The following is a 21,108-nucleotide window of genomic DNA, read 5'->3' as shown; positions in this document are numbered from 1 at the left end:
ACAGGGGAAACTAGGAGGGCGGGCGCTTCCGCAAACTGGCAGGCCGGTGTCCGGCGCTGCCACGATTTCAGTCTCAGACCGGCTTGCCGGCGCTGATGTAGGCGGTCTTGACGGTGGTGTAGAACTCCGCCGCCGCCTTGCCCTGCTCGCGCGGGCCATAGGAGCTGTCGCCGCGGCCGCCGAAGGGCACGTGGTAGTCGGTTCCTGCAGTCGGCAGGTTGACGGTGACCACACCGGTGCGCGCGTTGCGGCGGAAGTGGGTGGCGCGGGCCAGCGATTGAGTGACGATACCGGAGGTCAGGCCAAAGTTGGTGTCGTTGACCACCGCCAGCGCCTCGTCATAGCTGCCGACCTTGATCACGCTGGTCAGCGGCGCGAACATCTCCTCGCGGTTGATGCGCATATCGTTGGTGGTGTTCAGGAAGACGCCCGGCGACATGTAGAAACCCTCGTGCGGCATCTCCAGGCGCTGGCCGCCGCACGCCAGTTCCGCACCTTCGGATGTGCCCAGATCGACATAGGCCAGGTTCTCGTTCAGCTGCTGCTCGCTGACCACCGGCCCCATCTGCACGCCCTCTTCCAGCGCGTGGCCCACTTTCATGGCCTGTGCCCCGGCGACAAGCTTGTCGACAAAGGCATCATGCACGGCCGCGTGGACCACGAGCCGGGAGGAAGCGGTGCATTTCTGACCGGTGCCGCCAAAGGCGCCGCCCAGCGCCAGGGTGACCGCCAGATCCAGGTCGGCGTCGTCCATCACCGCCAGCGCGTTCTTGGAGCCCATCTCCATCTGCACCTTGGTCAGGTTCTGGATCGCGGCAGCAGCGATGCCCTTGCCCACCGGCACCGAGCCGGTGAAGGAAATGGCGTTCACCTTGGGGCTTTCGACCAGACGCTGGCCGATCGAACGGCCGGAGCCCATGACCAGCGAGAACAGGCCCTTGGGGATGTCCTGGCGTTCGATGATCTCGGTCAGGGCGACGGCCGAGGCCGGAGTGATATTGGCGGGTTTCCACACCACCGCGTTGCCGTAGCAAAGCGCCGGCGCGATTTTCCAGGACGCGGTTGCGGTGGGGAAGTTCCAAGGGGAGACGATGGCGACAACACCCACCGCCTCGCGGCGCACGTCCACCTCGATGTCCGGGCGGACGGAGTCGGCGTTCTCACCGATCTGGCGCAGGCATTCGGCAGCGTAATAGGTGAAGAACTGGCCGGCGCGGTAAACTTCGCCCTTACCCTCAGCCAGCGGCTTGCCCTCTTCACGGCTGAGCAGTGTGCCCAGCTCCTCGGCGCGGGCCATCAGCTCATTGCCGATGTTCATCAGCACCGCCTGCTTGCGCTCCAGCCCGTAAGCGGCCCATTCGCGCTGTGCGATCTGCGCCTGATCCAGGGTGGCCTCCAGCTGATCGGCGCTGGCCTGGGCAAACATGCCAACCAGATCGCTCAGATCCGAAGGGTTGCGGTTTTCGATTTCGCTTTCGCCAGCCAGCCATTCGCCGGCAATCAGGTTCAGTTTGGTCACGGATTGGCCCCAGATGCTGAATTTCAGGTTTGCGGCAGGATGGACTTCTCCGCCAGCATCAGTCAAACTCAATAAACTGAACGTAACTTCATAAATTCTGAAGCCATGGTCCTGAAGATAGAAATGCTGCGTGCCTTCTGCACAGTGGCGCAGACCGGAAACCTGTCAGAAGCGGCAACCCGGATGGGCCGCACCCAGTCTGCCATTTCAATGACGCTCAAGCAGATGGAAGACCATCTGGGCAAGAAGCTGTTCGAAGGGGAGCGCAAGAACCAGCTGTCACCGCTGGGGGAGCAAGTCTTTGAGCTGGCCCAGAAACAGGTGCGCCGGTTCGACCAGACGGTACAGGCCATTGAGATGGCGGCTGAGGCCATTCACGGGCTGATCCGCATCGTCTCGGTGCCCTCCGTGGCGGCGCTGGTCTTTCCGTCAGTGCTGGAGCATATGACCGCCCGCCACCCGGGCTTGAAAATCGAGCTGCGCGATACCGACACCCAGCAGGTTCTGGACGCATTGGCCGAAGGCAAGGCGGACATCGGCATCGCGTCCGGCTATCATCCGCTGAACGGGGTCAGGGCGGTGCCTCTGTTCGAGGACCGTTTCGGCCTCGTCTGTTCCACCAGCCACCCGCTGATTCTGCAGGACGCCCGTCCCGCCATCGCTGATATCACCGGCCCTGGCTTTGTGCGCAATGCCCTGTGCGATCTGATCCGCAACGAACGCTTTGCCGAGGCCATCAGCACGGCCGATGTGACGATCCACAACACCCACTCGCTGATCACCATGGTCCGGACGGGCAAATGGGTGACGGTGCTGCCGCAAACGGTTGCGCGTTTCATGCCGGAAACAACAGCGTTCCGCCCCATTGCCGACCTGCCCGACAAACGGGAGGTCTACCTCTATCAGCGCGAACGCTCCCGCTTTGCGGGGCTGACTGCGGAATGCAGCGCCTTTATCCAGTCTTGTGACCTGTCCGCGGATCTGCCGGGGTAACGGAAACGGCGCGACGCCGGCGCTGCGGCTTTCCGTCAGGAAGACCGGCAACGGCGGGAGCGTTTCGCCGCCCTGCTCAGGCCAGGTGAAAGGACAGGTGCGGCGCACTGCCCTCCGCATCCCGGACCTGCCGGGCCGTGATGCCGAAAACGTCAGATACCGTTTCCGGTGTCAGCGCCTGCTGCGGTGTTCCCGATGCCACCAAGCGCCCGCCCGACAGCACCGCAACCCGGTCGCAGGTAAGCGCCTGGTTCAGATCATGCAGCGCCACTACGGCGGTCACCTGCAGATTGCGAATGCAGTGCAGGATCGACAGCTGGTGGTGGATGTCCAGATGGTTGGTCGGCTCATCCAGCAGCAGCAGCCCCGGCTGCTGGGCCAGCGCCCGCGCGATATGCAGCCGCTGCCGCTCACCGCCGGAGAGCGTCGCCCATTCCCGCTTGGCGAACCCCTCCATTTCCACCGTCTTCAACGCCTTGTCCACTTGCCGGGTGTCTTCCCCGCTCCAGGGCCGCAGCGCCGACAGCCAGGGGGTGCGGCCCAGCTCCACCACTGAACGCGCCGTGATACGTTCGGCGGTGTCGGCCTGCTGCTCGACTATGGCGATCCGCTGGGCAATTTCCCGGCGCGACAGCCGGGCCAGCGGCTGCTCCGCCAGCAGCACTTCGCCTTGCGAGGGCCGGGCCAGTCCCGCCAGCAGCCGCATCAGAGTCGATTTGCCGGAGCCGTTCGGACCGACCAGCGCCAGTGTCTCACCCGGCTGCACCGCCAGAGACACGTCCGACAGCAGCGCCTTGCCGCGCACGGAGAAGGACAGGCTGCGGGCTTCGATCCTCATCGCGCCGTCCTCTGCCCGCGCACCAGGATGATTGCAAAAGCCGGTGCCCCGATCAGCGCGGTGACAACCCCGATGGGCAGCACCTGGCCGGGAATGATGACGCGCGACACGATGTCGGCACCAATCAGAAACACCGCCCCGGTCAGCGCAGCGGCAGGCATCAGACGGCGGTGGCCGGGGCCAACCAGGAACCGCGCCGCATGGGGGATCACCAGTCCTACAAAGCCGATGGAGCCGACGATCGACACCATCACCGCGGTCATCAGCGCAGTGGCAAAGATCAGCACCACCTGCACCCGCCGCACCGGGATGCCCAGCGCCGCGGCGGAATCGGTGCCAAAGGTGAACGCATCCAGCGCGCGGGCGTGGAACCGGCAGACCATCCAGCCCGCCAGCGCCAGCGGCACCGCCAGCCACACGTCCGGCCAGCGCACGCCGCTGAGGTTGCCCATCAGCCAGAACATGATGCCGCGGGCCTGGTCCGCATTGGCCGATTTGGCGATGATGAAGGCGGTCAGCGCGTTGAACAGCTGCGAGCCGGCAATCCCCGCCAGCACGATCTGCGCCGCTGCCGCCCGGCTGCTGCCCGCCCCGGCGGCCCGTGCCAGAACGGCGACAAAGCCAAACGCCAGCAGCGCCCCGTTGAAGGCGCCAAAGGACAGCGACAGCGCGCCGCCGCCGAGGCCTGCAATGGTCACGGCAACTGCCCCGGTCGAGGCGCCGGCCGAAATGCCAAGGATGTAAGGGTCGGCCAGCGCATTGCGCAGCAGCGCCTGCAGCACCACACCGGTCACCGCCAGCGCCGCGCCGCACGCCCCGGCCACCAGCGCCCGCGGCAGCCGGTAGCTCCAGATAATGCCCTGGTCCACCGGGTCGACCGGCAAGCCTGCCCCGGCCAGCTTGTTGACCAGAACGGACAGGACAAGGTCAGGCGCAAGCTGGGTTTCCCCGATCATTGCGCCTGCCAGAACCGCCGCAGCCAGCACCGGCAGAGCCAGGCAAGCGCCCCGGACGCCCTGCCATGCAAGTGCGGCGGCTGCGCTCATCCGCCGTTGCCGATCGCGCTGAGCTCAGCGGCCAGGTCTTCCAGCGCCGGGATGGCGCGGATGGTGGCATCCATCGCCTGGGCGTCCATCACCACGATGCGGTTGTTCTTGACCGCGTCCATCTGGCTGGCAACCGGGTCGGTGCGCAGGAATTCCAGTTTTTTCTCATAATCGTCGGCAGCAAAGCGGCGGCGGTCCATGCGGGCGATCACGATCACCGTCGGGTTGGCCTTGGCGATGGTTTCCCAGCCGACGGTCGGCCATTCCTCGTCCGTCTCGATGACATTGCGCAGGCCCAACTGCTGCATCATGTAGCCCGGCGCGCCTTTCTGGCCGGCCACAAACGGATCGCTCTCCAGCTCAGGCGAGGAGAACCAGAACACGGCGGAGGCGTCCTCCAGCGCAACCTCTTGAGCCTTGGCAACGGCCGCAGCCTCGCGCGTCTTGTAGTCCGCGACCAGCTCAGCGCCCTTTTCGGCCTCGCCGAAGATCGCCGCCAGTTCCTCGATACCTTGGTACAGGCTTTCGGTGGTGAACATCTGTGTGCGGGTGCCGTCGCCGCCGGTGGTGTTGTCCTTGCCGGCGCAATCGGCGGGCATCACATAGGTCGGGATGCCCAGGTCATGGAACTGCTCGCGCTTGGCGACCACGCCCTCGGGGCCGATGTGCCACTCGTACTGCGCTGCAACCAGGCCCGGGCGTTTAGCCACCACACTTTCAAAGCTTGGGTCGTTGTCGGCCAGCCGTTCGACCTTGGCGTTCACGTCCGCGTATTCAGGCAGAACATCGTTGAACCAGACCGAAGTGCCCAGCACCTTATCCCCCAGCCCAAGCGCATAGAGCACTTCCGTGGCCGCCTGGCCAACCGTGACGGAAGACGCCGCGGGTGCTTCGAAGGTGACGGTCTGGCCGCAGTTCTCGATGGTCAGCGGAAAGCTCTCGCTGGCGGCCGCGGCCTGGGCCGCGACGGTGAAGGAAAGGCCGATCAGGCCGGAACGCAGAAACATGATTTTCGATCTCCATGTGTCAATGACCGGAGAACGGGTGAAAGGGCATTGACCGGCAGGGCGGAGAGCCTGAGCTCTTCCTCTGCGCCGCCTGAAAGCAGCAGCGCGGTCTGCCGGCAACCTCCCCGGACAACCCCGTCCGGTGTGCTTCGGTTTCATACCGGCAGGTCTCCTGACTGGCGGGTCATCGTCTGGGCCGTCTTCCCGGACCGCTGGGATCCAGTGACGCGATGGCTCAGCACTCGCCGCCTACAGTTGCGGGGGCAGTTCCGGTTGGTGCCCGGCAGGCACCGCGGATTCCCTCTTAGCCCTTGCGGGACCGGTAAAGCGCGCGTAGCGCATCACTTTGGTTGCGGCAAGAAAAAGTTGCTGCCGCTGCGGAAATCCCCTGCAAAAGGCGCGCCCGCCGGAAGCTGCGGCAACCGCGTGTTGAGCAGCCGGACCCATTGGCAAGTGCTGGACCCCATGTTGCCGTTCAAAGAATTTCATCCTCGTCGAACATCGGGTCGTCCTCCAGCTGGGCGCTCAGGTCCTCCACCGAATCCTCCGCCTTTTCGACGGAGCGGACCCTGCCGAGGTGGAACACGGCATCGCCCTCGTTCACGATGGGCATTACCGCACGCCCGACGATCAGCCCGTCGAAAGGTGCCAGGATGTCCTCGTCGTGCTCACCGAACGGGTCGGACACCGAGCCCATCAGCTCCCCTTCCCGGACCAGTTCGCCATCGTCCTTGTACACCCGCAGAAGCCCGCCCATCGGCGCCCGCAGCCATTTGCTGGAGACGCAGAACTGCGGCTGCGACTTGGGCTTGGAAATGCCCTTGGCCGGGACCATACCCATGTGCCGCAGCACCCGCAGGATACCCGCCAGCCCGGCACGGATCGACAGCTCGTCAAAGCGCAGGCCCTCGCCCGCCTCATAGAGCAGCACATCCTTGCCCGTCTCCTTGGCCGCGCCGCGCAGCGAGCCGTCGCGCAGCGGCGACTGCATCACGATCGGGGCGCCAAAGACGCCGGCAAGCTCGCGGGTGCTGGAGTTATCGGGCGAGATGCGGATTTGCGGATAGTTGGTCCGGTGGATTGCTGCCGAATGCAGGTCGATACCGAGGTCCGAACGGGCCACCACTTCTGTCATGAAAAGATGCGCCAGACGCGAAGCCAGCGAGCCATGCTCGCTGCCGGGAAACACCCGGTTGAGGTCGCGCCTGTCGGGCAGATAGCGGGAGTGGTTTATGAAGCCGAAGGCGTTGACGATCGGCACCGCAATCAGCGTGCCCTTGAGCGTCGTCAGGTTCGGCGCCCGCAGCAGCCGCCGGATGATCTCCACGCCGATCACCTCGTCCCCGTGCACGCCGCCGCTGACAAACACCGTTGGCCCGTCCTGGCGGCCATGCACAACATGCGCCGACATCGTGACCGGCGTGTGGTCGGACAGAACGCTGACCGGCAGGTCAACCGTCAGCCGTGAGCCCGGCGCCACCTTGGCGTGGCCGATGGTGAAATGCTGCCTTGCCTTCATACTGCCCCCTTGATTTGATTGGCCCCGGTCCTGAGACCTTTGCGGGTGAAAGGTTTGACACTGCCCGCCTGCCTGGCAAGTCCCATCTGAAATCCTTTCCTGTCTCTTGCGCAACTGCCCGTGGCGAGAGTGGACGCAGGTAAGCCGCCTGCAATCCTGTCCCCTCGGCCGAATGCCACGTGCGCAGGCTGCTGCTCCTCGCTGCCGGAGACCTGCGGTTGCCGCCCCAGTACATACGTGATATTTTCTTGTCTATAGGCAAAAATCTTCCGGAAAAATTGAATGCCCGTCTTTGACACTGCCGCAAATGCCCTGGCAGGGTTTTATTCCCAGGAATTCGGCGGCAAGACCTCCGGGCGCTACAGGATCCCGCGCAAACTGTTGCAGGAGATCTGCGGACGGCGCCGGCTGTATGAAGACGATGTCACCGCACTCTCGCGCGCGCTGCTGGAAAAAGGCTATGTTCTGATTGATATGGACAGTTTCTTTGTGGTTATGAGCGCCAACGCCTTCGCCAATTACAGGCGGGTCAGCAACGAGACGCTTGCAGCTCAGGCCGCGGCAGGCGGAACTTCGTGCTGAGCCTGGCTGCGCGACCGGACAATGATGAGATGGACCCAGAACAGCTGATTGCCTGCCCTGCCTGCGACGTGCTGCACCGCGATCAGGAGGTGGCCAAGCATGCGGTCGCCAGATGCGCCCGTTGCGGCACCGTGCTGGCGGCACCCAAGTCCGGGGCGATGACCCGTATCGCGATGCTGTCGCTGACCGCGCTGATCCTGCTGGCCGCCGCGGCCGGTTTCCCGTTTCTGGAGTTGCAGGCTCAGGGGCTGTCGCACCGGGCGTCGGTGCTGGATGCGGTGCTGGCCTTTTCCCGCGGGCCGATGGCGCCCTTGTCGCTGGCCACCGGCCTGCTGATCGTGCTGCTGCCTGCCGCCCGCTATGGCGCCCTGGTCTACACCCTGGCGCCGATGGCGCTGGGCTGGCACCCTGCCCCGCATGCCGCCGCGGTCTACCGCTGGGCGGAATGGCTGAAGCCCTGGGCAATGGCCGAGATCTTCATTATCGGCGTAGCGGTCGCCCTGGTCAAAGTGTCCGGACTCGCCCGGGTCGGGCTGGGCCCCGCCTTCTGGGCCTTTGCAGCGCTTCTGGTGGTGACCATCCTGACTGACAGTACAATTTGCAGACTGACCGTATGGAAAACCCTGAAGACCCGCCGCGGTTCCTGACCGCAGCCGAGGCCGGGCTGACCGGCTGCCGCACCTGCGGGGCCGTCAATCCGGGCGGCGCGCAGATCTGCTACAGCTGCCGCAGCGAGCTGACACCGCCCTCCGCAGCCAGCCTGCAGCGGGTCTGGGCCTGGCTGGCGGCGGGGCTGATTGCCTATGTCCCCGCCAATGTCTACCCGATGCTGCGCACCACCACCTTTGGCCGCGCTTCGGAGAATACTCTGATCGGCGGCATCGCGGAGTTGTTCAGCCATGGCTCCTACGGGGTCGCCTTCATCGTGTTCTTTGCCAGCATAGTGATCCCGGTCGCCAAGTTTCTGGCCATCGGCTACCTGGCGGTCTCGGTCCGCAGGCCCGCAACCCTTGGCAGCCACGGCCGGCTGGTGCTTTATGAGGTTGTCGAATTTATCGGCCGCTGGTCGATGATTGATGTTTTTGTCGTGGCGATCCTGACCGCCCTGGTTCAGCTGGATTTCGCCGCTGCCGTCACCCCGGGGATTGCAGCGGTCAGTTTTGCATTGTCGGTTGCCTTCACCATGCTGGCGGCCCAGAGTTTTGATCCGCGGCTGATCTGGAACGCGGAAAAGCGAGAATATGAATGAGCACGCCTGAACCCGCCGAAATGAAAGTCTCCGCACAGCGCCCGTCGCCGTGGCGCAACCTGTCGCTGGTCTGGCTGGTGCCGCTGGCGGCGCTGGCGGTGTCGCTGGGTGTCGCCTGGAAGGCCTATTCCGACCGTGGCGTGCTGATCCGGATCGCCTTTGACAACGCCTCCGGGGTCGTCGCCAACGAAACCACGGTGCGCTACCGTGACGTGGTGATCGGCCGGGTGGAGGACGTGGGCTTTGCCGGCGATCTGAGCAAGGTCTCTGTCTGGGCCCGCATCGACAAGGAGATTGCCCCTTACCTGGATCAGGATGCCGCCTTCTGGGTGGTCCGTCCGGAGGTCAGCACCCGCGGCATTTCCGGGCTCAGCACTGTGCTGTCCGGTGTCTACATCGAAGGCACCTGGGACCAGGAGCCGGGCGTGGCCGCCACCAGTTTTGAGGGCGAAGACGGGCCGCCGCTGGTGCAGCCAGGACGGGACGGGCGAAGGATCACCCTGCGCACGACCGACGGCAGCATGATCTCCGAAGGCGCGCCGGTGCTGTTCCGCGGCGTCGAGGTCGGACGGCTGGAGCAGCCCCGCCTGACCGTCAGCGGCGACAGCATCGTTGTCGACGCCTTCATCGACGCCCCGCATGACCGGCGCATCAACTCCGCCACACGGTTCTGGGACACCTCCGGCTTTTCTGTCTCCTTCGGGGCCAGCGGGCTGTCGCTTGATGTCGACAGCATCGCCTCGCTGGTGGCCGGCGGTATCGAGTTCGACACCGTGTTCGACGGCGGCAAACCAGTGGGCAAAGGCACGGTTTTCGACATTCACGAAGACGAGGCCTCGGCCCGCCGCACCGCGTTTGCCCGGTCGCGGTCGGGTGGTGTGGCGGTAGCGGTCGCCTTTGACGAGTCGGTTGCCGGCCTCGCCAGCGGCGCCGCGGTCAAACTCGGCGGCGTGAAGGTCGGCGAGGTCAGCACCCTGAACGCTGCCATTCAGAGTGATAGCGACGAAGCAGAGGTGCGGCTGATTGCCAAGCTGCTGCTGGAGCCTGCGCTGATGGGGCTGCCGCCCGGTGCCGGAGAGTCTGAGGTGCTGGATTTCCTCGAACAGGCCGTCGATGGCGGTCTGCGGGCGCGGCTGGCCTCTGCCGGGCTGCTCAGTTCAGAGCTGATCGTTGAACTGGTCACATTGGATGAGGCCGCCCCGGCGCAGCTTGACCGCGGCGCGGAGCCGTTTCCTGAATTGCCCAGCGCGCCCTCCGACCTGCCCGATTTCACCGCGACCGCCGAAGGCGCGATGGAGCGCATAAGCGAATTGCCGGTGGAAGAGCTGATGGCGCAGGCCATTGCCACCCTTGCCAGCATCGAAGACCTGGCCTCTGCCGACAGCACCCGTGAGGTGCCCGCCGCTGCGGTGGCGCTGCTGGAGGACACCCGCGCGCTGGTTGCCGACCCCGGCACCCGCGCCCTGCCGGCTGAGCTGAACGCTACTGTCGCGGACCTGCGCGGCATTCTGGCGGATCTGCAGCAAAGCAAGGCAGTTGCCAACCTGAGCGCCGCACTGGAACAGGGCAGCCAGGCCGCCGCCAGCCTCGCCGCCGCATCAGAGGAGCTGCCCGCCCTGGTCAGCGACGTCCGCGACCTGGCGGCCAAGGCCAACGCGCTGGAAGCCGAAGAGCTGATCCGCTCCGCCAGCCAGCTGATGAAGAGCGCCGACGCCTTCATCGGCACCGAGGAGGCCCGGGATCTGCCCCCTGCCCTGACCGGGGCGCTGGATGAAATGCGCCGCACGCTGGAGGCCCTGCGCCAAGGCGGGCTGGTGGACAATGCCAATGCCACTATGGCCTCTGCACGCGGCGCCGCCGATGCCATGGCCGCCGCTGCCGAGGGCCTGCCGGCCCTTTCCGCCCGGCTGGAACGGCTGGTCGCCCAGTCCGAGGCGCTGATCGCCTCCTATGGCGCGCGCTCCAGCTTCAACTCAGAAACACTGGACGCCCTGCGCGAGGTCAAGACCGCCGCCCGCGCCGTCTCGCAATTGGCGCGCAAGATTGAACGCGATCCGAATTCCCTGCTGTTTGGAAAATAAGATGATAAAACCCCTGTCTTTGACGCTTCCCATTGCCCTGCTGGCGGCCTGTGCCCCGTCCAATGATGCCCGCTATCTGATTTCCGCAGCACCGGGTGAAAAGGTCGCCAACCTGCGCTCCCGCACCATCGAGGTACGGCTGGTTTCCCTGCCCTCCTATGCCGCCGCCTCCGAGATCGTGGCCGAAGGCGAAGGCGGCGCGCTGTTTGCGCTTGGCGGCGCGCAATGGGCCGATGATCCGGCCCGCGGCATGACCGCCGCCCTGGCGCGCGGGCTGAACGAGCGCACCGGCGCCTCCGCCGCGATCGAACCCTGGCCGCTGAACACCGGCCCGGACGCCCGGCTGGATGTGCGGGTGGATCAGGCCTATGCCCGCGCCGACGGGATCTTTGAGCTGACCGGACAGTTCGCGGTCTCCTCGCCCGAAGGCACAGTGCGGGAATTCGTCAGGCGTTTTGATATCCAGACACCAGTCAGCGGCACCGGGCCTTCTGCCACCGCCGACGCCCTCTCCCGTTCGCTGGCAGAGCTTGCCCGGCAGGTGTCGCAGGCCATGTGAATGCTTGCGCCGGGGTGAGGCGCGCTTTGCACACTGGCGGCGCGCCGGCAGTCCTCTCAGGCGGTCTGCGCGGCCGGGCCGGTCAGCGGCAGCCCCTGCAGCATGCCGGAACGGTAGGTTTCGGTGATCAGCATGCAGGAGGTATTTTCGATCTCCAGCACATAGGTGCGTGCCGCCTCCCGGTCGGGCACGCCGCACCGCTGCCACAGCCGGTCCAGAACCCCCTCCGGGCAGGACACCGGCTTTTTACGGGTCAGCTTGATGTCAAAGATGTATCCGATCGGCGACAGCCCCTGTTCCAGATGCCGCTGCACCTCCGGATCCAGCTGCTCCAGCGCGACATAGGTCAGGTTATCCATCATCACTTCGCCCCGGTGCGACATGCAGACCTGGCGCTCGATAAAGGATTTTCCGGGCAGGTGCGCCCTGACCTCTGCCGGCACATCCGCGGTGATCTGCTGATGCAGAACGTCCAGCTGCACCGGACCGTCAGCCAGCGTCTCGCAGATCAGCGTGGCGGAGCCGTCCTGCACCAGCAGCATCTTCTTCCAGACCGCCGCCCATTGCGCAAACGGGCTGCCAGCCGTCAGCCCATCGTCAAACCGCTTGCGCAACAGCGGAGCCTTCGGCTGGTCCGGCCCGTCAGATGGCGAGCCCGCGTTTTGCTGCTGAATGCCGGTGCGCATGTGGTGTCACTCTCTCTGCCGGGTCCGGTGGAAGGAATAGCAGTGCTGGCGCTGGGGTCAAACGGCTAGGCCCGGGGCCGCGCAAGGACCCGCCAGAGCAGCGGGGGGCCGAACGGCTGCAGAATTTCTGCTGCGGCGCAACGCAGCCGCCGCAAGAAGCCATCGGTGGAAACGTCGGCGGCAGCGGCCCGCGGCGTCGTGACAAGCCCAGTCCGGCGCTTTGTCGCGTCTGCTGCTGCAGTCCAGCCGAAGATGTGTTTTGCTTCATCAAACCGGCTACGGCCCAAAGGTGCCGAATTGAGGACGCCCGCACGAGGAGCCGCCCCAGACAGCAAGGCTGCGCACGCCCGTGACATCGTCTGTGCGCAGGGCTGAAGCGGCAGGACACAATGGCTCAAGGCAGCCAATCGCGGCGATACGGCAGTGATCCGCAAACGTGGGCGCCTCACGCAACCGGGGGCCTTGGCCCCTGTTCCGGACCGGCGGGTGCAGAACGGGGCAACCACCGCCGGCGGCGATGGTTTCGGATCCTGTGCCAGGTCAGTGCAAAAGCGACGCCGCTTCGGACAAATGCTCTGGCGACAGGGGTTTGCACAGGAATTTCTTGATCAACGGGACCTTGGCGGCGCGGTCCAGGTCCACCGGATTGACCGTTGTGCTGACAATCACAACAACAGGCACCGGGTCCAGTGCCTGAATTTGATCGGCGTATTGTTCAAGAAATTCGAACCCGCCAATGGGCGGCATGTTGATGTCCAGAAAGATGAGTTCAGGCGGCCGTCCGCCATCCTGGAGGAACTCCATCGCGGCCAGCGGCCCGTCAAACAGCTCGAAATTTTCGAACACCTGCGACCTGCTGATAATGCGTTCCGCGAACTTGCGGTCCATCCTGTCATCATCAATGACGTAGACGACCTTGTCCTGGCTACCCATCCCGCTTCTCCTCCAAATTCAGATCGACGCTGAAAGCCGCGCCTTTGCCAGCTTGCGAAGAGACCCGGAGCACCGTGCCGTGGGTTTCTGCCACCCGCTTGCACAGCGCCAGCCCAACGCCAGAGCCGGGGTATTGGTCATAGCGGTGCAAGCGCTTGAACAGCTCAAAGATCCTGTCCTGCATCTCCTCAGGTATCCCTGGCCCGCTGTCAGCCACCGACAGGCGCACCTTGCCCTCTGTTCCGGCGGGCGCACAGCCGACACTGACTTGCGCCTCCGGCCCCTCGCATCCGTATTTCAGCGCGTTTGACAGCAGGTTGGTCAGCAGAACCCGGACCTGGAACGGGCTGCCCATAACCGCAGGCAAAGCCCCCACACGGACATTCGCGCGCGAGCTGGTGACCAAAGAGTCCATATCCTTGAGGATCTGCTGAACCATCTGCTGCAGATCAACCGGTTCCGGTGCGAACTGGTGACCGACGACTTTCGAGTAATCCAGCACATCATCAACAAGGTTCCGCATCCGCTGGGCCGTGCCGATAAGATCACTGATGAGCTCCCGCGCCTCAGGCTTCAAGTCTGCCTGAAAGTCCTTAAGCAACACCTCCAGAAAACAATAGAGCGTGTTGATCGGTGTCTTGAGGTCGTGGGACAAGGCATAGGTGAAATTGGACTGGTCCTGGTTGGCCTGAACCAGCTGCCGGTTTGTGCATTCCAGCTCTTCCGCGCGCAGGCGGATCTCGGTCGTCCGTTTCCGGACCTCCCGGTCCAGTTCATCCCGCTGGCGGGCCAGCTCGAACGTGATGTCCCGCAGTTCCTGCTCGACCCGGCGGCGCTCCGCGATTTCCTTTCTTAAACTGGCCATACCGCTGACATAGCCGCGCAATGCCATGTCATAGACCGTGACGCCTTCGAGAAAAAAATCCTCCGCACGCTCAAGGCAGCAGCCAGTGCCGCCCGCCGAAATCAGGCCTTCGCGCAGGCCGGCAAAATGCAACAGAGCAAAGTCCGGCAACGGCACCTTCGCCTCCAAGGCAAGCCGCGCAGTTTCATAGGCCTCTCCCAGGTGCTCCGTGTCTCCGCTATCGATGTATGCGGCCAGGGCTGCCTGATACCGTTTTGCCACCAGCGCCAAGGCCTCACTTGCCGGGGCTAAATCCACACCGGTCATAGACACCTCCGCTGATGGGAAACGGCCAGGACCGTGCGGTCGTCACGCTCTTTTCCGTAGGTGCCGAGACAGGCGGCTGCCCACTCCTGAGGGGGGGTGCGCGCACTAGGCAGAGCTTGGCGGAAACGCCGCGAAACCCCGTCCGAGGCAAGAACCAACGCATGGCCGGGCGGGAACGGCTGGGTTTGAGAGAGCACCCTGGGTGAGTCCATCCCCAGAATTCCGCCCTTTTGCATGATAGTGACGCTGTCATTGCCCCCCGGCAGGAGGCCGCAGATAACCCCCTCCACATCCCCGAGCGCGGCCCACTCAACGGCTGCCTTTTCAAGATCTATCAAGGCCAAGGCAAGCGCCGCGCCGCGGGTGCCCCGAAGGCGGTCATGTGCGGTCTCGAACAGCTCCGCAATAGCACCGAATGAGACTGCCGCAAGCGCCTCCAGGCAAGCATTGGCAGCCTCCCGAGCACCGGGTCCGCTGCCAACGCCGTCTGCCAAAGCGACCATCAGCCTATTGCCAGCGCGCCGCAGCAAATAGCCGTCACCGCAAACAGATTCAGACGTCTTCGCCGCCTGCGCCGCGGCCCAGTCGATCCGGGAACCGCCAGCCTCAAAGGCGATACTGCCGCCATCAGAGCTCACCGCCATTTCACCACCGTCACGACGAGGCCCCGGCCAGGCTCCGAACAGATATCGAATTCATCGACGATACGCCGCGTTCCTGGCAGCCCAAGGCCCAGGCTGTTGCCGGTGGAATAACCATCCTGCAAGGCCAGCTCGACGTCGGCCAGCCCTGGCCCCCGGTCCCTGGCTGTCACCTTAATTCCGGTCTGTGAGCCGGCAGTGGCAATGCACAGCTCGATTTCTCCTTCTCGCGCATAGTTCACGATATTCCGGGCCAGCTCCGAAACGGCGGTTGCGATCAAGGCCTGGTCAGGCCTGCTGAATTCCAGCTCATCGGCCAGCCGGCGCGCCAGCTGGCGGGCCGCCACGACATCGCTGTCACAGGACACCGGCTGCAGCAATACAGCAGGGTCCGCTGCGGGCGCGTTCATGAACCCTCTCGCAAAACAGAGATGCCGTGATCCAGGTTCAGGGCTGTGGGGACATTCTCCAGCTTCAGGCCCAAGAGCACCATTGACATTGCGATTTCAGGCCGGATGCCCACGATCGCGATCCGTGCGCCACGCAGAGCGACCGAGGCCGCGATATCGCTCAGCATTCTGGTGCCGAAACTGTCGATCACATCCAGAAGGCTCACATCCAGGATGACTTTGGTGGCTGCCAAGCGTCCTACCGCGAGCAGGATCTGGTTCTGCATCTCTTGGATATCGCTATCGGACAGCTCCTCCTGAACCGCTGCGATCAGCAGGTCTCCTTGGCTTATGATGGGAACACGGCGGGCCAAGTCAGCGCTCCAGAAGCTTGCGCGCGGTTTCGACACCCCGCTCAAGATTTCCTGCCGGGTTCAGCGCCTCGCCAGTGACACCGATTTTGACTAGCGACTGCGCCACCTCCGCACTGATGCCGGTCAGCACCGAATGCGCCCCCATAAGGCGGGTCGCCGTCATCGTCTGTATCAGATGGTTGGCGACCATGCTGTCGACCGCAGCAACCCCTGTAATATCGAGCACAACGGCGCGGGCGTTCTGCTCCCGGATTGCATCCAGAATCTGCATCGTCAAAAGCCGTGAACGGTGGCTGTCGAGCACGCCGACGACAGGCACCAGCAACAGCCCCGCCTGCAACCGGAGCACCGGTGTCGGCAGTTCGCTCATCTGGCGTTCACGTTGTTCAATAGCGTCGCTCCGGGCGGCCGAGAAAGCTTCGACCGTCATGGCCTGGTGGCAGGCCGCTGTTTTGCGCAATGCTCTCTCGATTTCCCGGGCTTCAGCTTCGCTGTCAGTGCCCTCCCAAACCAGATCGCAGATCCGGTTGATGGCGAAAGTAAACAGTCCCAGATAAAAACTGGGTGAAATGCCATAGGTCTCATTGAACAGCCCGGCGCGCTTGCGATCCTTTAAGAGGTTCTGATCGCGGCCAGCCTCAAAAAGCTCCAGCAGATGCCGCCGCTGTTCGTCCCGCACGTCTTGCAAGTCTTGCATACCGAGCGGAGAGGCTTTGCCTCCAGGGTCGTCATAGCCTCCCTCACGGCTGTAGAATTCATGCAAGACAGCATCGATATTCTGTTCGGCAAGAGGCAGGAGACCAGCAACCCGGGCCCGGTCATCCTGGCTTACATCAAACCAGCCCCACACATCCGGCAGCGCCGTCGTATCGGGTTGGATTGTCGAAGAAATGACCTCATTCATAGCACCCTCGCAATGATGGAATTGCCCTCTGAGGGTCTGGCGATATGCTTAAAGAAGCACTAATTGCGCAAGGGACGCCCAATAAATCGCCGCAAAAACAGAGCGTTGCAACAGGTGGCGGCCAAGCCGAATTGACCAGTGGCGCAGTCGGCGGCAATTGTCTTGATGCAGGCGAAACCCTGGAAACTCCCGGCAGCCTTGCCGCATCGGGTTACGTCCCGGCCGTGGCAATCTGACTTGTTAAGGCACCGTTTGGCCAGATTTCCTAAACCGCACGGCGAGCGATCCGCGCCAGCACGCTTTTCGCGGAACCGCCGCATGCATTGCCCGACAGCCGGCTTCAACGCCGAACGGGGCATCAAGATCTTTCCCGTCCGGTGGCACGGTGCCGCGCTCCTGGGCGCGGCACTCTTTCAGAAACCGCGCGGGGCGGCGCACTATTACCCGCCGTTCTCTATCAGAATTGCAGAACTCCGCGCCGATGAGTTTGAACCTGGGCATAGGCGACCCTTTTCCAGCGAGCCGCGCCGCCTGGTTCCTGGCTGTACAGCTGCGTTCAGGACACGTGGGAAAGAACCTGGCCAAAGTCAAGTTTCAGCCCTCAGAACAATGACGCCGTAGTCAACTGGACGAACTTACCGATGTGCGCGATCCATTTCGAAGAATACGGTGGAAGCAGTACCCCCCCAACTTGTTGAAACAAAAGAAAAACCGGCCCATTTCTGGACCGGTGGAAATTTAGGGGCCTGCAATTGGCAGCCGATTAGGGCGTTTTGGCAGCGATCTTACGCCAATTACAGACAACTCTAATACCGACTTACCCAATCACCCGCACTTCGAGTGGCCGCAGCTGCGGCAGGTCATGCAGCCTTCAATCATTTGCATGTCGAACTGGCCGCAGCTCGGGCAGGCCTTGCCGCGCGGCGCGTTCAGGTTCACCACCTGCGCCTGCGGGTCGGACTTCAGCCCCATGCCCTCGCCTTCCAGGAAGCCGGTCTTGACCATGTGTGTCTCGATCACACCACCGATCGCCGCCAGGATAGAGGGGATATACTTGCCCTGCACCCAGGCACCGCCGCGCGGATCGAAGACCGCTTTCAGCTCTTCCACCACAAAGGACACATCGCCGCCGCGCCGGAACACGGCCGAGATCATGCGCGTGAGCGCCAGGGTCCAGGCATAGTGCTCCATGTTCTTGGAGTTGATGAACACCTCGAACGGGCGGCGGTGGCCGTTGATGATGATGTCGTTGATGGTCAGGTAGATCGCGTGCTCGGAATCCGGCCACTTCAGCTTGTAGGTGTGGCCCTCCAGCGACTGCGGGCGGTCCAACGGCTCGGACATGTAGACCACTTCCGCGCCGTTCTCGTCCACGTCGCTTTCATGCGGCGCCTTGGCGGTCTCGCCCGGCGCAGTGTCAGCGCTCTCGCTGACCGACAGGACCGAGCCGGTCACATCGTTCGGACGGTAGGTGGTGCAGCCCTTGCAGCCCTGGTCCCAGGCCTGCATGTAGACGTCCTTGAAATCGTCAAAGGAGATGTCTTCCGGGCAGTTGATGGTCTTGGAAATCGACGAGTCGATCCACTTCTGCGCCGCCGCCTGCATCTTGACGTGGGCCGCGGGGCTCAGCGTCTGGGCGTTAACGAAATAGTCCGGCAGCTTGGCATCCGCGCCGAATTTCTCGCGGTACATCTGCACCGCATAGTCGACCACTTCCTCCTCGGTGCGGGAGCCGTCTTTCTGCAGCACCTTACGGGTGTAGGCATAGGCAAACACCGGCTCGATGCCAGAAGACACGTTGCCTGCATAAAGCGAGATTGTGCCGGTCGGCGCGATCGAGGTCAGCAGCGCATTGCGGATGCCATGCTCGCGGATCGCGTCGCGCACGTCATCGTCCATGTTCAGCATGTTGCCGGAGTTCAGGTACGCCTCGGCGTCGAACAGCGGGAACGCGCCCTTTTCCTTGGCCAATTCGACCGACGCCAGATACGCGGCGCGGGCGATCGCGTGCAGCCAGCGGTCGGTCTGACGCGCCGCCTCGTCGGAGCCGTATTCCAGACCCAGCATCAGGAGCGCATCAGCCAGGCCGGTGACACCCAGGCCGATCCGGCGCTTGTTCTTGGCCTCTTCCGCCTGCGCCTCCAGCGGGAATTTGGAGACGTCAACCACGTTGTCCATCATCCGCACGGCGGTGGCGACCAGCTCCTGCATCGCCTCCTGGTCCAGATGCGCGTCTTTCTCGAACGGGTTGGCCACCAGGCGGGCCATGTTGATCGAGCCCAGCAGGCAGGCGCCATAAGGCGGCAGAGGCTGCTCGCCGCAGGGGTTGGTGGCGCAGATGTTCTCGATATAGGAGAGGTTGTTGGCCTTGTTGATGCGGTCGATGAAGATCACGCCCGGCTCGGCATAATCATAGGTCGCCTGCATGATCTTGTTCCACAGGTCGCGGGCCTCGACAGTGTGGTAGACCTTGCCATCGAACACCAGCTCCCAGGAGCCGTCGGCCTTGACCGCTTCCATGAAGGCATCGGTGACCAGCACCGACATGTTGAACATGCGCAGGCGCGCCGGGTCGGACTTGGCGGTGATGAACTGCTCGATGTCCGGATGGTCGCAGCGCATGGTCGCCATCATCGCGCCGCGGCGCGAGCCGGCCGACATGATGGTGCGGCACATCGCGTCCCACACATCCATGAACGACAAGGGGCCGGAGGCATCCGCCGCCACGCCCTTCACATCGGCGCCGCGCGGCCGGATGGTCGAGAAGTCATAGCCGATGCCGCCGCCCTGCTGCATCGTCAGCGCTGCCTCTTTCAGCATGTCGAAGATGCCCGACATGCTGTCCGGGATGGTGCCCATGACAAAGCAGTTGAACAGGGTCACCTGGCGCGCGGTGCCTGCGCCTGCGGTGATCCGGCCCGCGGGCAGGTATTTGAAATCCTCCAGCGCGCCAAAGAACTTCTCTTCCCACGCCTCCGGCTTTTTCTCCGCCCGCGCCAGATCCCGCGCGATCCGCCGCCAGGTGTCCTCGACGGTCACGTCGATCGGCGCGCCATCGGCCTGCTTGAAACGGTACTTCATATCCCAGATCTGCTCGGCAATGGGGGCGGCAAAGCGGCTCATGTGTCGGTCCTTTGAGTCGTAGTGGCGTCTTAGCGTCGGAAAAGCGGCTCCGGCACCGGAAATTACCCCGGCAGCGAATCCGCGAATTGTTAATGCTTACTTGCAGCAAAAGCGTGGAAGAACACAATACCTTGAAGGCAGCGATCAGTAAACTACTATATACTGTCAGAACTATGGACGACTCTGTGGGGAACCTGTGGATAAACGCGTGAATCTTGTGAAGCTTTCGGTGGGCACCGAAAGCGTCGAAAGCCTGATGGCCTGGCAAGCGATGCGCCGCAAGGAGCTGCCCGGCGGCCTGCCCCGCCACGTCACCCGCATGTGGCCCAAGCGCGAGGCCGAAATCCTCAATGGCGGCTCGATTTACTGGGTGATCAAGGGGCTGATCCAATGCCGCCAGCGTATCCTGCGGCTGGATGAGGTGACGGGCGAGGACGGCATCCGCCGATGCGCCATCGTGCTGGATCCGGAGGTGCACCGCACCCATACGGCGCAAAAGCGCCCGTTCCAGGGCTGGCGTTACCTCAAGCCCGAGGAATCGCCTGCCGACCTGCCCGCAGGCAAGACACAGGAAGAACCGCTGCCGCCGGAGCTGTCGCAGGCGCTGGCCGAGATTGGCGTGATCTGATCCAGCCGCCGCGGCGGCCTGGGCAGACGGCAACCCGCCTGCCCCTCCAGCACTGCTATTTTACTTCAGCAAGGCAAGCAGCTCTTTGGCGGCAGCTTCCGAGGACGCCGGGTTCTGGCCGGTGACCAGCTTGCCGTCGACCTCGACGTAAGACGCCCAATCATCGCCCTTGCGGTAGTCGGCGCCGTTGTCCTTCAGCATATCCTCGACCAGGAAGGGCACAACATCGGTCAGGCCCACGCCCTCTTCCTCGCCGTTGGTGAAACCGGTCACGCGGCGGCCCTTGACCAGCGGCTCGCCATCGCTGCCATTCACGTGGCGGAACACGCCCGGCGCGTGGCAGACGGCACCGATCGGCCGGTCCGCGGCGGCAAAGCTTTCCAGCAGCTTGCGGCTGTCCGCACTCTCGGCCAGATCCCACAACGGGCCGTGGCCGCCGGGATAAAAGACCGCGTCGAACTGATCCGCGTCGACACTGGACAGTTTCACTGTATTGGCCAGCGCCTGCTGCGCGGCATCATCCTGCTTGAACCGGCGGGTGGCATCGGTCTGGGCGTCCTCAGAGTCCGATTTCGGGTCCAGCGGCGGCTGGCCGCCCTTGGGCGAGGCCAAGGTGATCTCGGCGCCGGCATCGCGCAGCACGTAATAAGGTGCGGCGAATTCTTCCAGCCAGAACCCGGTTTTTTCCCCGGTGTCCCCCAGCTGATCGTGCGACGTCAAAACCATCAGAATTTTCATAGCCTGTCCTTTCAGTTGGAGTTTACCCCACCCCAGCTAAGACCGGCGCCGCGGATTTAAACCCGGGCGCCGGAGAAAGGCATCACGCCATGTTCACGGTTTCTTGAGGTTGCGCACCGGCCCGCCCG

21 protein-coding genes, 1 pseudogene and 1 riboswitch are annotated in these 21,108 nt (G+C 63.9%); of the genes and pseudogenes, 8 read left to right on the top strand and 14 right to left on the bottom strand.

The genetic code is table 11. The features are described from left to right. Positions 1-73: 73 nt before the first annotated feature. Positions 74-1,519: an aldehyde dehydrogenase family protein gene (locus AC5STI_RS00275; RefSeq protein ID WP_495445168.1), complete on the bottom strand. Its 1,446-nt coding sequence runs from the start codon at positions 1,517-1,519 to the stop codon at positions 74-76. A 105-nt stretch (positions 1,520-1,624) separates the two neighbouring features. Here AC5STI_RS00275 and AC5STI_RS00270 point away from each other — a divergent pair, with 105 nt between their 5' ends. Then, positions 1,625-2,512, top strand: coding sequence for a LysR family transcriptional regulator (locus AC5STI_RS00270; RefSeq protein ID WP_495445167.1), 888 nt, complete (start codon positions 1,625-1,627; stop codon positions 2,510-2,512). Between the two features lie 327 nt (positions 2,513-2,839). Here AC5STI_RS00270 and AC5STI_RS00265 read toward each other — a convergent pair. From AC5STI_RS00265 to AC5STI_RS00250, 4 genes and pseudogenes are all read right to left on the bottom strand, one after another. Continuing rightward, positions 2,840-3,350 (bottom strand): annotated as a pseudogene (locus tag AC5STI_RS00265) (ABC transporter ATP-binding protein); the annotation flags it as partial. Next, the gene (locus tag AC5STI_RS00260) at positions 3,347-4,396 is read right to left on the bottom strand and encodes a FecCD family ABC transporter permease (protein WP_495445166.1); all 1,050 of its coding nucleotides are present in this window, start codon (positions 4,394-4,396) and stop codon (positions 3,347-3,349) included. The gene AC5STI_RS00260 and the pseudogene AC5STI_RS00265, both read right to left, overlap by 4 nt. Continuing rightward, positions 4,393-5,403, bottom strand: coding sequence for an ABC transporter substrate-binding protein (locus AC5STI_RS00255; RefSeq protein WP_495445165.1), 1,011 nt, complete (start codon positions 5,401-5,403; stop codon positions 4,393-4,395). Before AC5STI_RS00255 ends, AC5STI_RS00260 begins: the two co-directional genes overlap by 4 nt. A gap of 145 nt (positions 5,404-5,548) precedes the next feature. Continuing rightward, positions 5,549-5,742: riboswitch (cobalamin riboswitch) on the bottom strand. 136 nt (positions 5,743-5,878) lie between these two features. Continuing rightward, entirely contained in the window at positions 5,879-6,922 is a 1,044-nt protein-coding gene (locus AC5STI_RS00250; protein ID WP_495445164.1) for a succinylglutamate desuccinylase/aspartoacylase family protein, read from the bottom strand. Between the two features lie 282 nt (positions 6,923-7,204). Here AC5STI_RS00250 and AC5STI_RS00245 point away from each other — a divergent pair, with 282 nt between their 5' ends. The 5 genes from AC5STI_RS00245 to AC5STI_RS00225 are packed head-to-tail and all read left to right on the top strand — an operon-like array spanning position 7,205 to position 11,393. Further along, entirely contained in the window at positions 7,205-7,504 is a 300-nt protein-coding gene (locus AC5STI_RS00245) for a hypothetical protein (RefSeq protein ID WP_495445163.1), read from the top strand. A 29-nt stretch (positions 7,505-7,533) separates the two neighbouring features. After that, positions 7,534-8,151 carry a paraquat-inducible protein A gene (locus AC5STI_RS00240; RefSeq protein WP_475050508.1) on the top strand — a complete coding sequence of 206 codons (618 nt, stop codon included), beginning with the start codon at positions 7,534-7,536 and terminating at the stop codon, positions 8,149-8,151. Then, the gene (locus tag AC5STI_RS00235; RefSeq protein ID WP_495445162.1) at positions 8,118-8,753 is read left to right on the top strand and encodes a paraquat-inducible protein A; all 636 of its coding nucleotides are present in this window, start codon (positions 8,118-8,120) and stop codon (positions 8,751-8,753) included. Before AC5STI_RS00240 ends, AC5STI_RS00235 begins: the two co-directional genes overlap by 34 nt. Beyond that, positions 8,750-10,834, top strand: a complete 2,085-nt coding sequence (locus AC5STI_RS00230; protein ID WP_495445161.1) for an MlaD family protein — start codon at positions 8,750-8,752, stop codon at positions 10,832-10,834. Before AC5STI_RS00235 ends, AC5STI_RS00230 begins: the two co-directional genes overlap by 4 nt. Position 10,835: 1 nt before the next feature. Beyond that, a complete protein-coding gene (locus AC5STI_RS00225; RefSeq protein WP_495445160.1) occupies positions 10,836-11,393 on the top strand; it encodes a PqiC family protein in 558 nt (185 codons plus the stop codon). Positions 11,394-11,449: 56 nt separating this feature from the next. Here AC5STI_RS00225 and AC5STI_RS00220 read toward each other — a convergent pair whose 3' ends face one another. The 7 genes from AC5STI_RS00220 to AC5STI_RS00190 all read right to left on the bottom strand — a co-directional run bounded on the left by AC5STI_RS00220 (position 11,450) and on the right by AC5STI_RS00190 (position 16,491). After that, positions 11,450-12,079, bottom strand: a complete 630-nt coding sequence (locus tag AC5STI_RS00220) for a chorismate--pyruvate lyase family protein (protein WP_495445159.1) — start codon at positions 12,077-12,079, stop codon at positions 11,450-11,452. Between the two features lie 540 nt (positions 12,080-12,619). Continuing rightward, a complete protein-coding gene (locus tag AC5STI_RS00215; protein WP_475050500.1) occupies positions 12,620-13,012 on the bottom strand; it encodes a response regulator in 393 nt (130 codons plus the stop codon). Then, positions 13,005-14,183 carry a sensor histidine kinase gene (locus AC5STI_RS00210; protein WP_495445158.1) on the bottom strand — a complete coding sequence of 393 codons (1,179 nt, stop codon included), beginning with the start codon at positions 14,181-14,183 and terminating at the stop codon, positions 13,005-13,007. The genes AC5STI_RS00215 and AC5STI_RS00210 overlap by 8 nt, the downstream gene beginning before the upstream one ends. After that, the gene (locus AC5STI_RS00205; protein WP_495445157.1) at positions 14,180-14,821 is read right to left on the bottom strand and encodes a SpoIIE family protein phosphatase; all 642 of its coding nucleotides are present in this window, start codon (positions 14,819-14,821) and stop codon (positions 14,180-14,182) included. Before AC5STI_RS00205 ends, AC5STI_RS00210 begins: the two co-directional genes overlap by 4 nt. Continuing rightward, positions 14,818-15,234, bottom strand: a complete 417-nt coding sequence (locus AC5STI_RS00200; protein WP_475050495.1) for an anti-sigma regulatory factor — start codon at positions 15,232-15,234, stop codon at positions 14,818-14,820. The genes AC5STI_RS00205 and AC5STI_RS00200 overlap by 4 nt, the downstream gene beginning before the upstream one ends. Next, positions 15,231-15,587, bottom strand: coding sequence for an STAS domain-containing protein (locus AC5STI_RS00195; RefSeq protein WP_495445156.1), 357 nt, complete (start codon positions 15,585-15,587; stop codon positions 15,231-15,233). The genes AC5STI_RS00200 and AC5STI_RS00195 overlap by 4 nt, the downstream gene beginning before the upstream one ends. Position 15,588: 1 nt before the next feature. Then, positions 15,589-16,491: an STAS domain-containing protein gene (locus AC5STI_RS00190; RefSeq protein ID WP_495445155.1), complete on the bottom strand. Its 903-nt coding sequence runs from the start codon at positions 16,489-16,491 to the stop codon at positions 15,589-15,591. 44 nt (positions 16,492-16,535) lie between these two features. Between AC5STI_RS00190 and AC5STI_RS00185 the strand changes: the two genes are divergently transcribed. Next, the gene (locus tag AC5STI_RS00185; RefSeq protein WP_495445154.1) at positions 16,536-16,727 is read left to right on the top strand and encodes a hypothetical protein; all 192 of its coding nucleotides are present in this window, start codon (positions 16,536-16,538) and stop codon (positions 16,725-16,727) included. Between the two features lie 589 nt (positions 16,728-17,316). On the opposite strand, the gene AC5STI_RS00180 is transcribed toward AC5STI_RS00185, so the two are convergent. Next, a complete protein-coding gene (locus AC5STI_RS00180; RefSeq protein ID WP_495445153.1) occupies positions 17,317-19,614 on the bottom strand; it encodes an adenosylcobalamin-dependent ribonucleoside-diphosphate reductase in 2,298 nt (765 codons plus the stop codon). 196 nt (positions 19,615-19,810) lie between these two features. On the opposite strand from AC5STI_RS00180, the gene AC5STI_RS00175 reads away from it, so the two are divergent. Then, on the top strand, positions 19,811-20,242 hold the full coding sequence (locus AC5STI_RS00175; RefSeq protein ID WP_475050484.1) for a DUF1489 family protein: 432 nt from the start codon (positions 19,811-19,813) through the stop codon (positions 20,240-20,242). Between the two features lie 60 nt (positions 20,243-20,302). Here the strand turns inward: AC5STI_RS00175 and AC5STI_RS00170 are convergent, their stop codons facing one another. Then, positions 20,303-20,980 (bottom strand): type 1 glutamine amidotransferase domain-containing protein, encoded by a 678-nt coding sequence (locus tag AC5STI_RS00170; RefSeq protein WP_495445152.1) that lies wholly within the window; start codon positions 20,978-20,980, stop codon positions 20,303-20,305. Between the last annotated feature and the right edge of the window lie 128 nt (positions 20,981-21,108).

The sequence above is a fragment of the Leisingera sp. CC-HEC096 genome (assembly GCF_059429235.1).
Note: the sequence above shows the minus strand (reverse complement) of the source record. Positions and strands in the feature narration are given on the sequence as shown.

What these genes read in the sequence shown, in the direction of transcription:
- AC5STI_RS00270 (WP_495445167.1), top strand. Translation starts at nt 1,625, where the DNA reads ATGGTCCTGAAGATAGAAATGCTGCGTGCCTTCTGCACAGTGGCGCAG.
- AC5STI_RS00260 (WP_495445166.1), bottom strand. Translation starts at nt 4,396, where the DNA reads ATGAGCGCAGCCGCCGCACTTGCATGGCAGGGCGTCCGGGGCGCTTGC.
- AC5STI_RS00255 (WP_495445165.1), bottom strand. Translation starts at nt 5,403, where the DNA reads ATGTTTCTGCGTTCCGGCCTGATCGGCCTTTCCTTCACCGTCGCGGCC.
- AC5STI_RS00250 (WP_495445164.1), bottom strand. Translation starts at nt 6,922, where the DNA reads ATGAAGGCAAGGCAGCATTTCACCATCGGCCACGCCAAGGTGGCGCCG.
- AC5STI_RS00245 (WP_495445163.1), top strand. Translation starts at nt 7,205, where the DNA reads ATGCCCGTCTTTGACACTGCCGCAAATGCCCTGGCAGGGTTTTATTCC.
- AC5STI_RS00240 (WP_475050508.1), top strand. Translation starts at nt 7,534, where the DNA reads ATGGACCCAGAACAGCTGATTGCCTGCCCTGCCTGCGACGTGCTGCAC.
- AC5STI_RS00235 (WP_495445162.1), top strand. Translation starts at nt 8,118, where the DNA reads ATGGAAAACCCTGAAGACCCGCCGCGGTTCCTGACCGCAGCCGAGGCC.
- AC5STI_RS00230 (WP_495445161.1), top strand. Translation starts at nt 8,750, where the DNA reads ATGAGCACGCCTGAACCCGCCGAAATGAAAGTCTCCGCACAGCGCCCG.
- AC5STI_RS00225 (WP_495445160.1), top strand. Translation starts at nt 10,836, where the DNA reads ATGATAAAACCCCTGTCTTTGACGCTTCCCATTGCCCTGCTGGCGGCC.
- AC5STI_RS00220 (WP_495445159.1), bottom strand. Translation starts at nt 12,079, where the DNA reads ATGCGCACCGGCATTCAGCAGCAAAACGCGGGCTCGCCATCTGACGGG.
- AC5STI_RS00215 (WP_475050500.1), bottom strand. Translation starts at nt 13,012, where the DNA reads ATGGGTAGCCAGGACAAGGTCGTCTACGTCATTGATGATGACAGGATG.
- AC5STI_RS00210 (WP_495445158.1), bottom strand. Translation starts at nt 14,183, where the DNA reads ATGACCGGTGTGGATTTAGCCCCGGCAAGTGAGGCCTTGGCGCTGGTG.
- AC5STI_RS00200 (WP_475050495.1), bottom strand. Translation starts at nt 15,234, where the DNA reads ATGAACGCGCCCGCAGCGGACCCTGCTGTATTGCTGCAGCCGGTGTCC.
- AC5STI_RS00190 (WP_495445155.1), bottom strand. Translation starts at nt 16,491, where the DNA reads ATGAATGAGGTCATTTCTTCGACAATCCAACCCGATACGACGGCGCTG.
- AC5STI_RS00185 (WP_495445154.1), top strand. Translation starts at nt 16,536, where the DNA reads ATGCTTAAAGAAGCACTAATTGCGCAAGGGACGCCCAATAAATCGCCG.
- AC5STI_RS00180 (WP_495445153.1), bottom strand. Translation starts at nt 19,614, where the DNA reads ATGAGCCGCTTTGCCGCCCCCATTGCCGAGCAGATCTGGGATATGAAG.
- AC5STI_RS00170 (WP_495445152.1), bottom strand. Translation starts at nt 20,980, where the DNA reads ATGAAAATTCTGATGGTTTTGACGTCGCACGATCAGCTGGGGGACACC.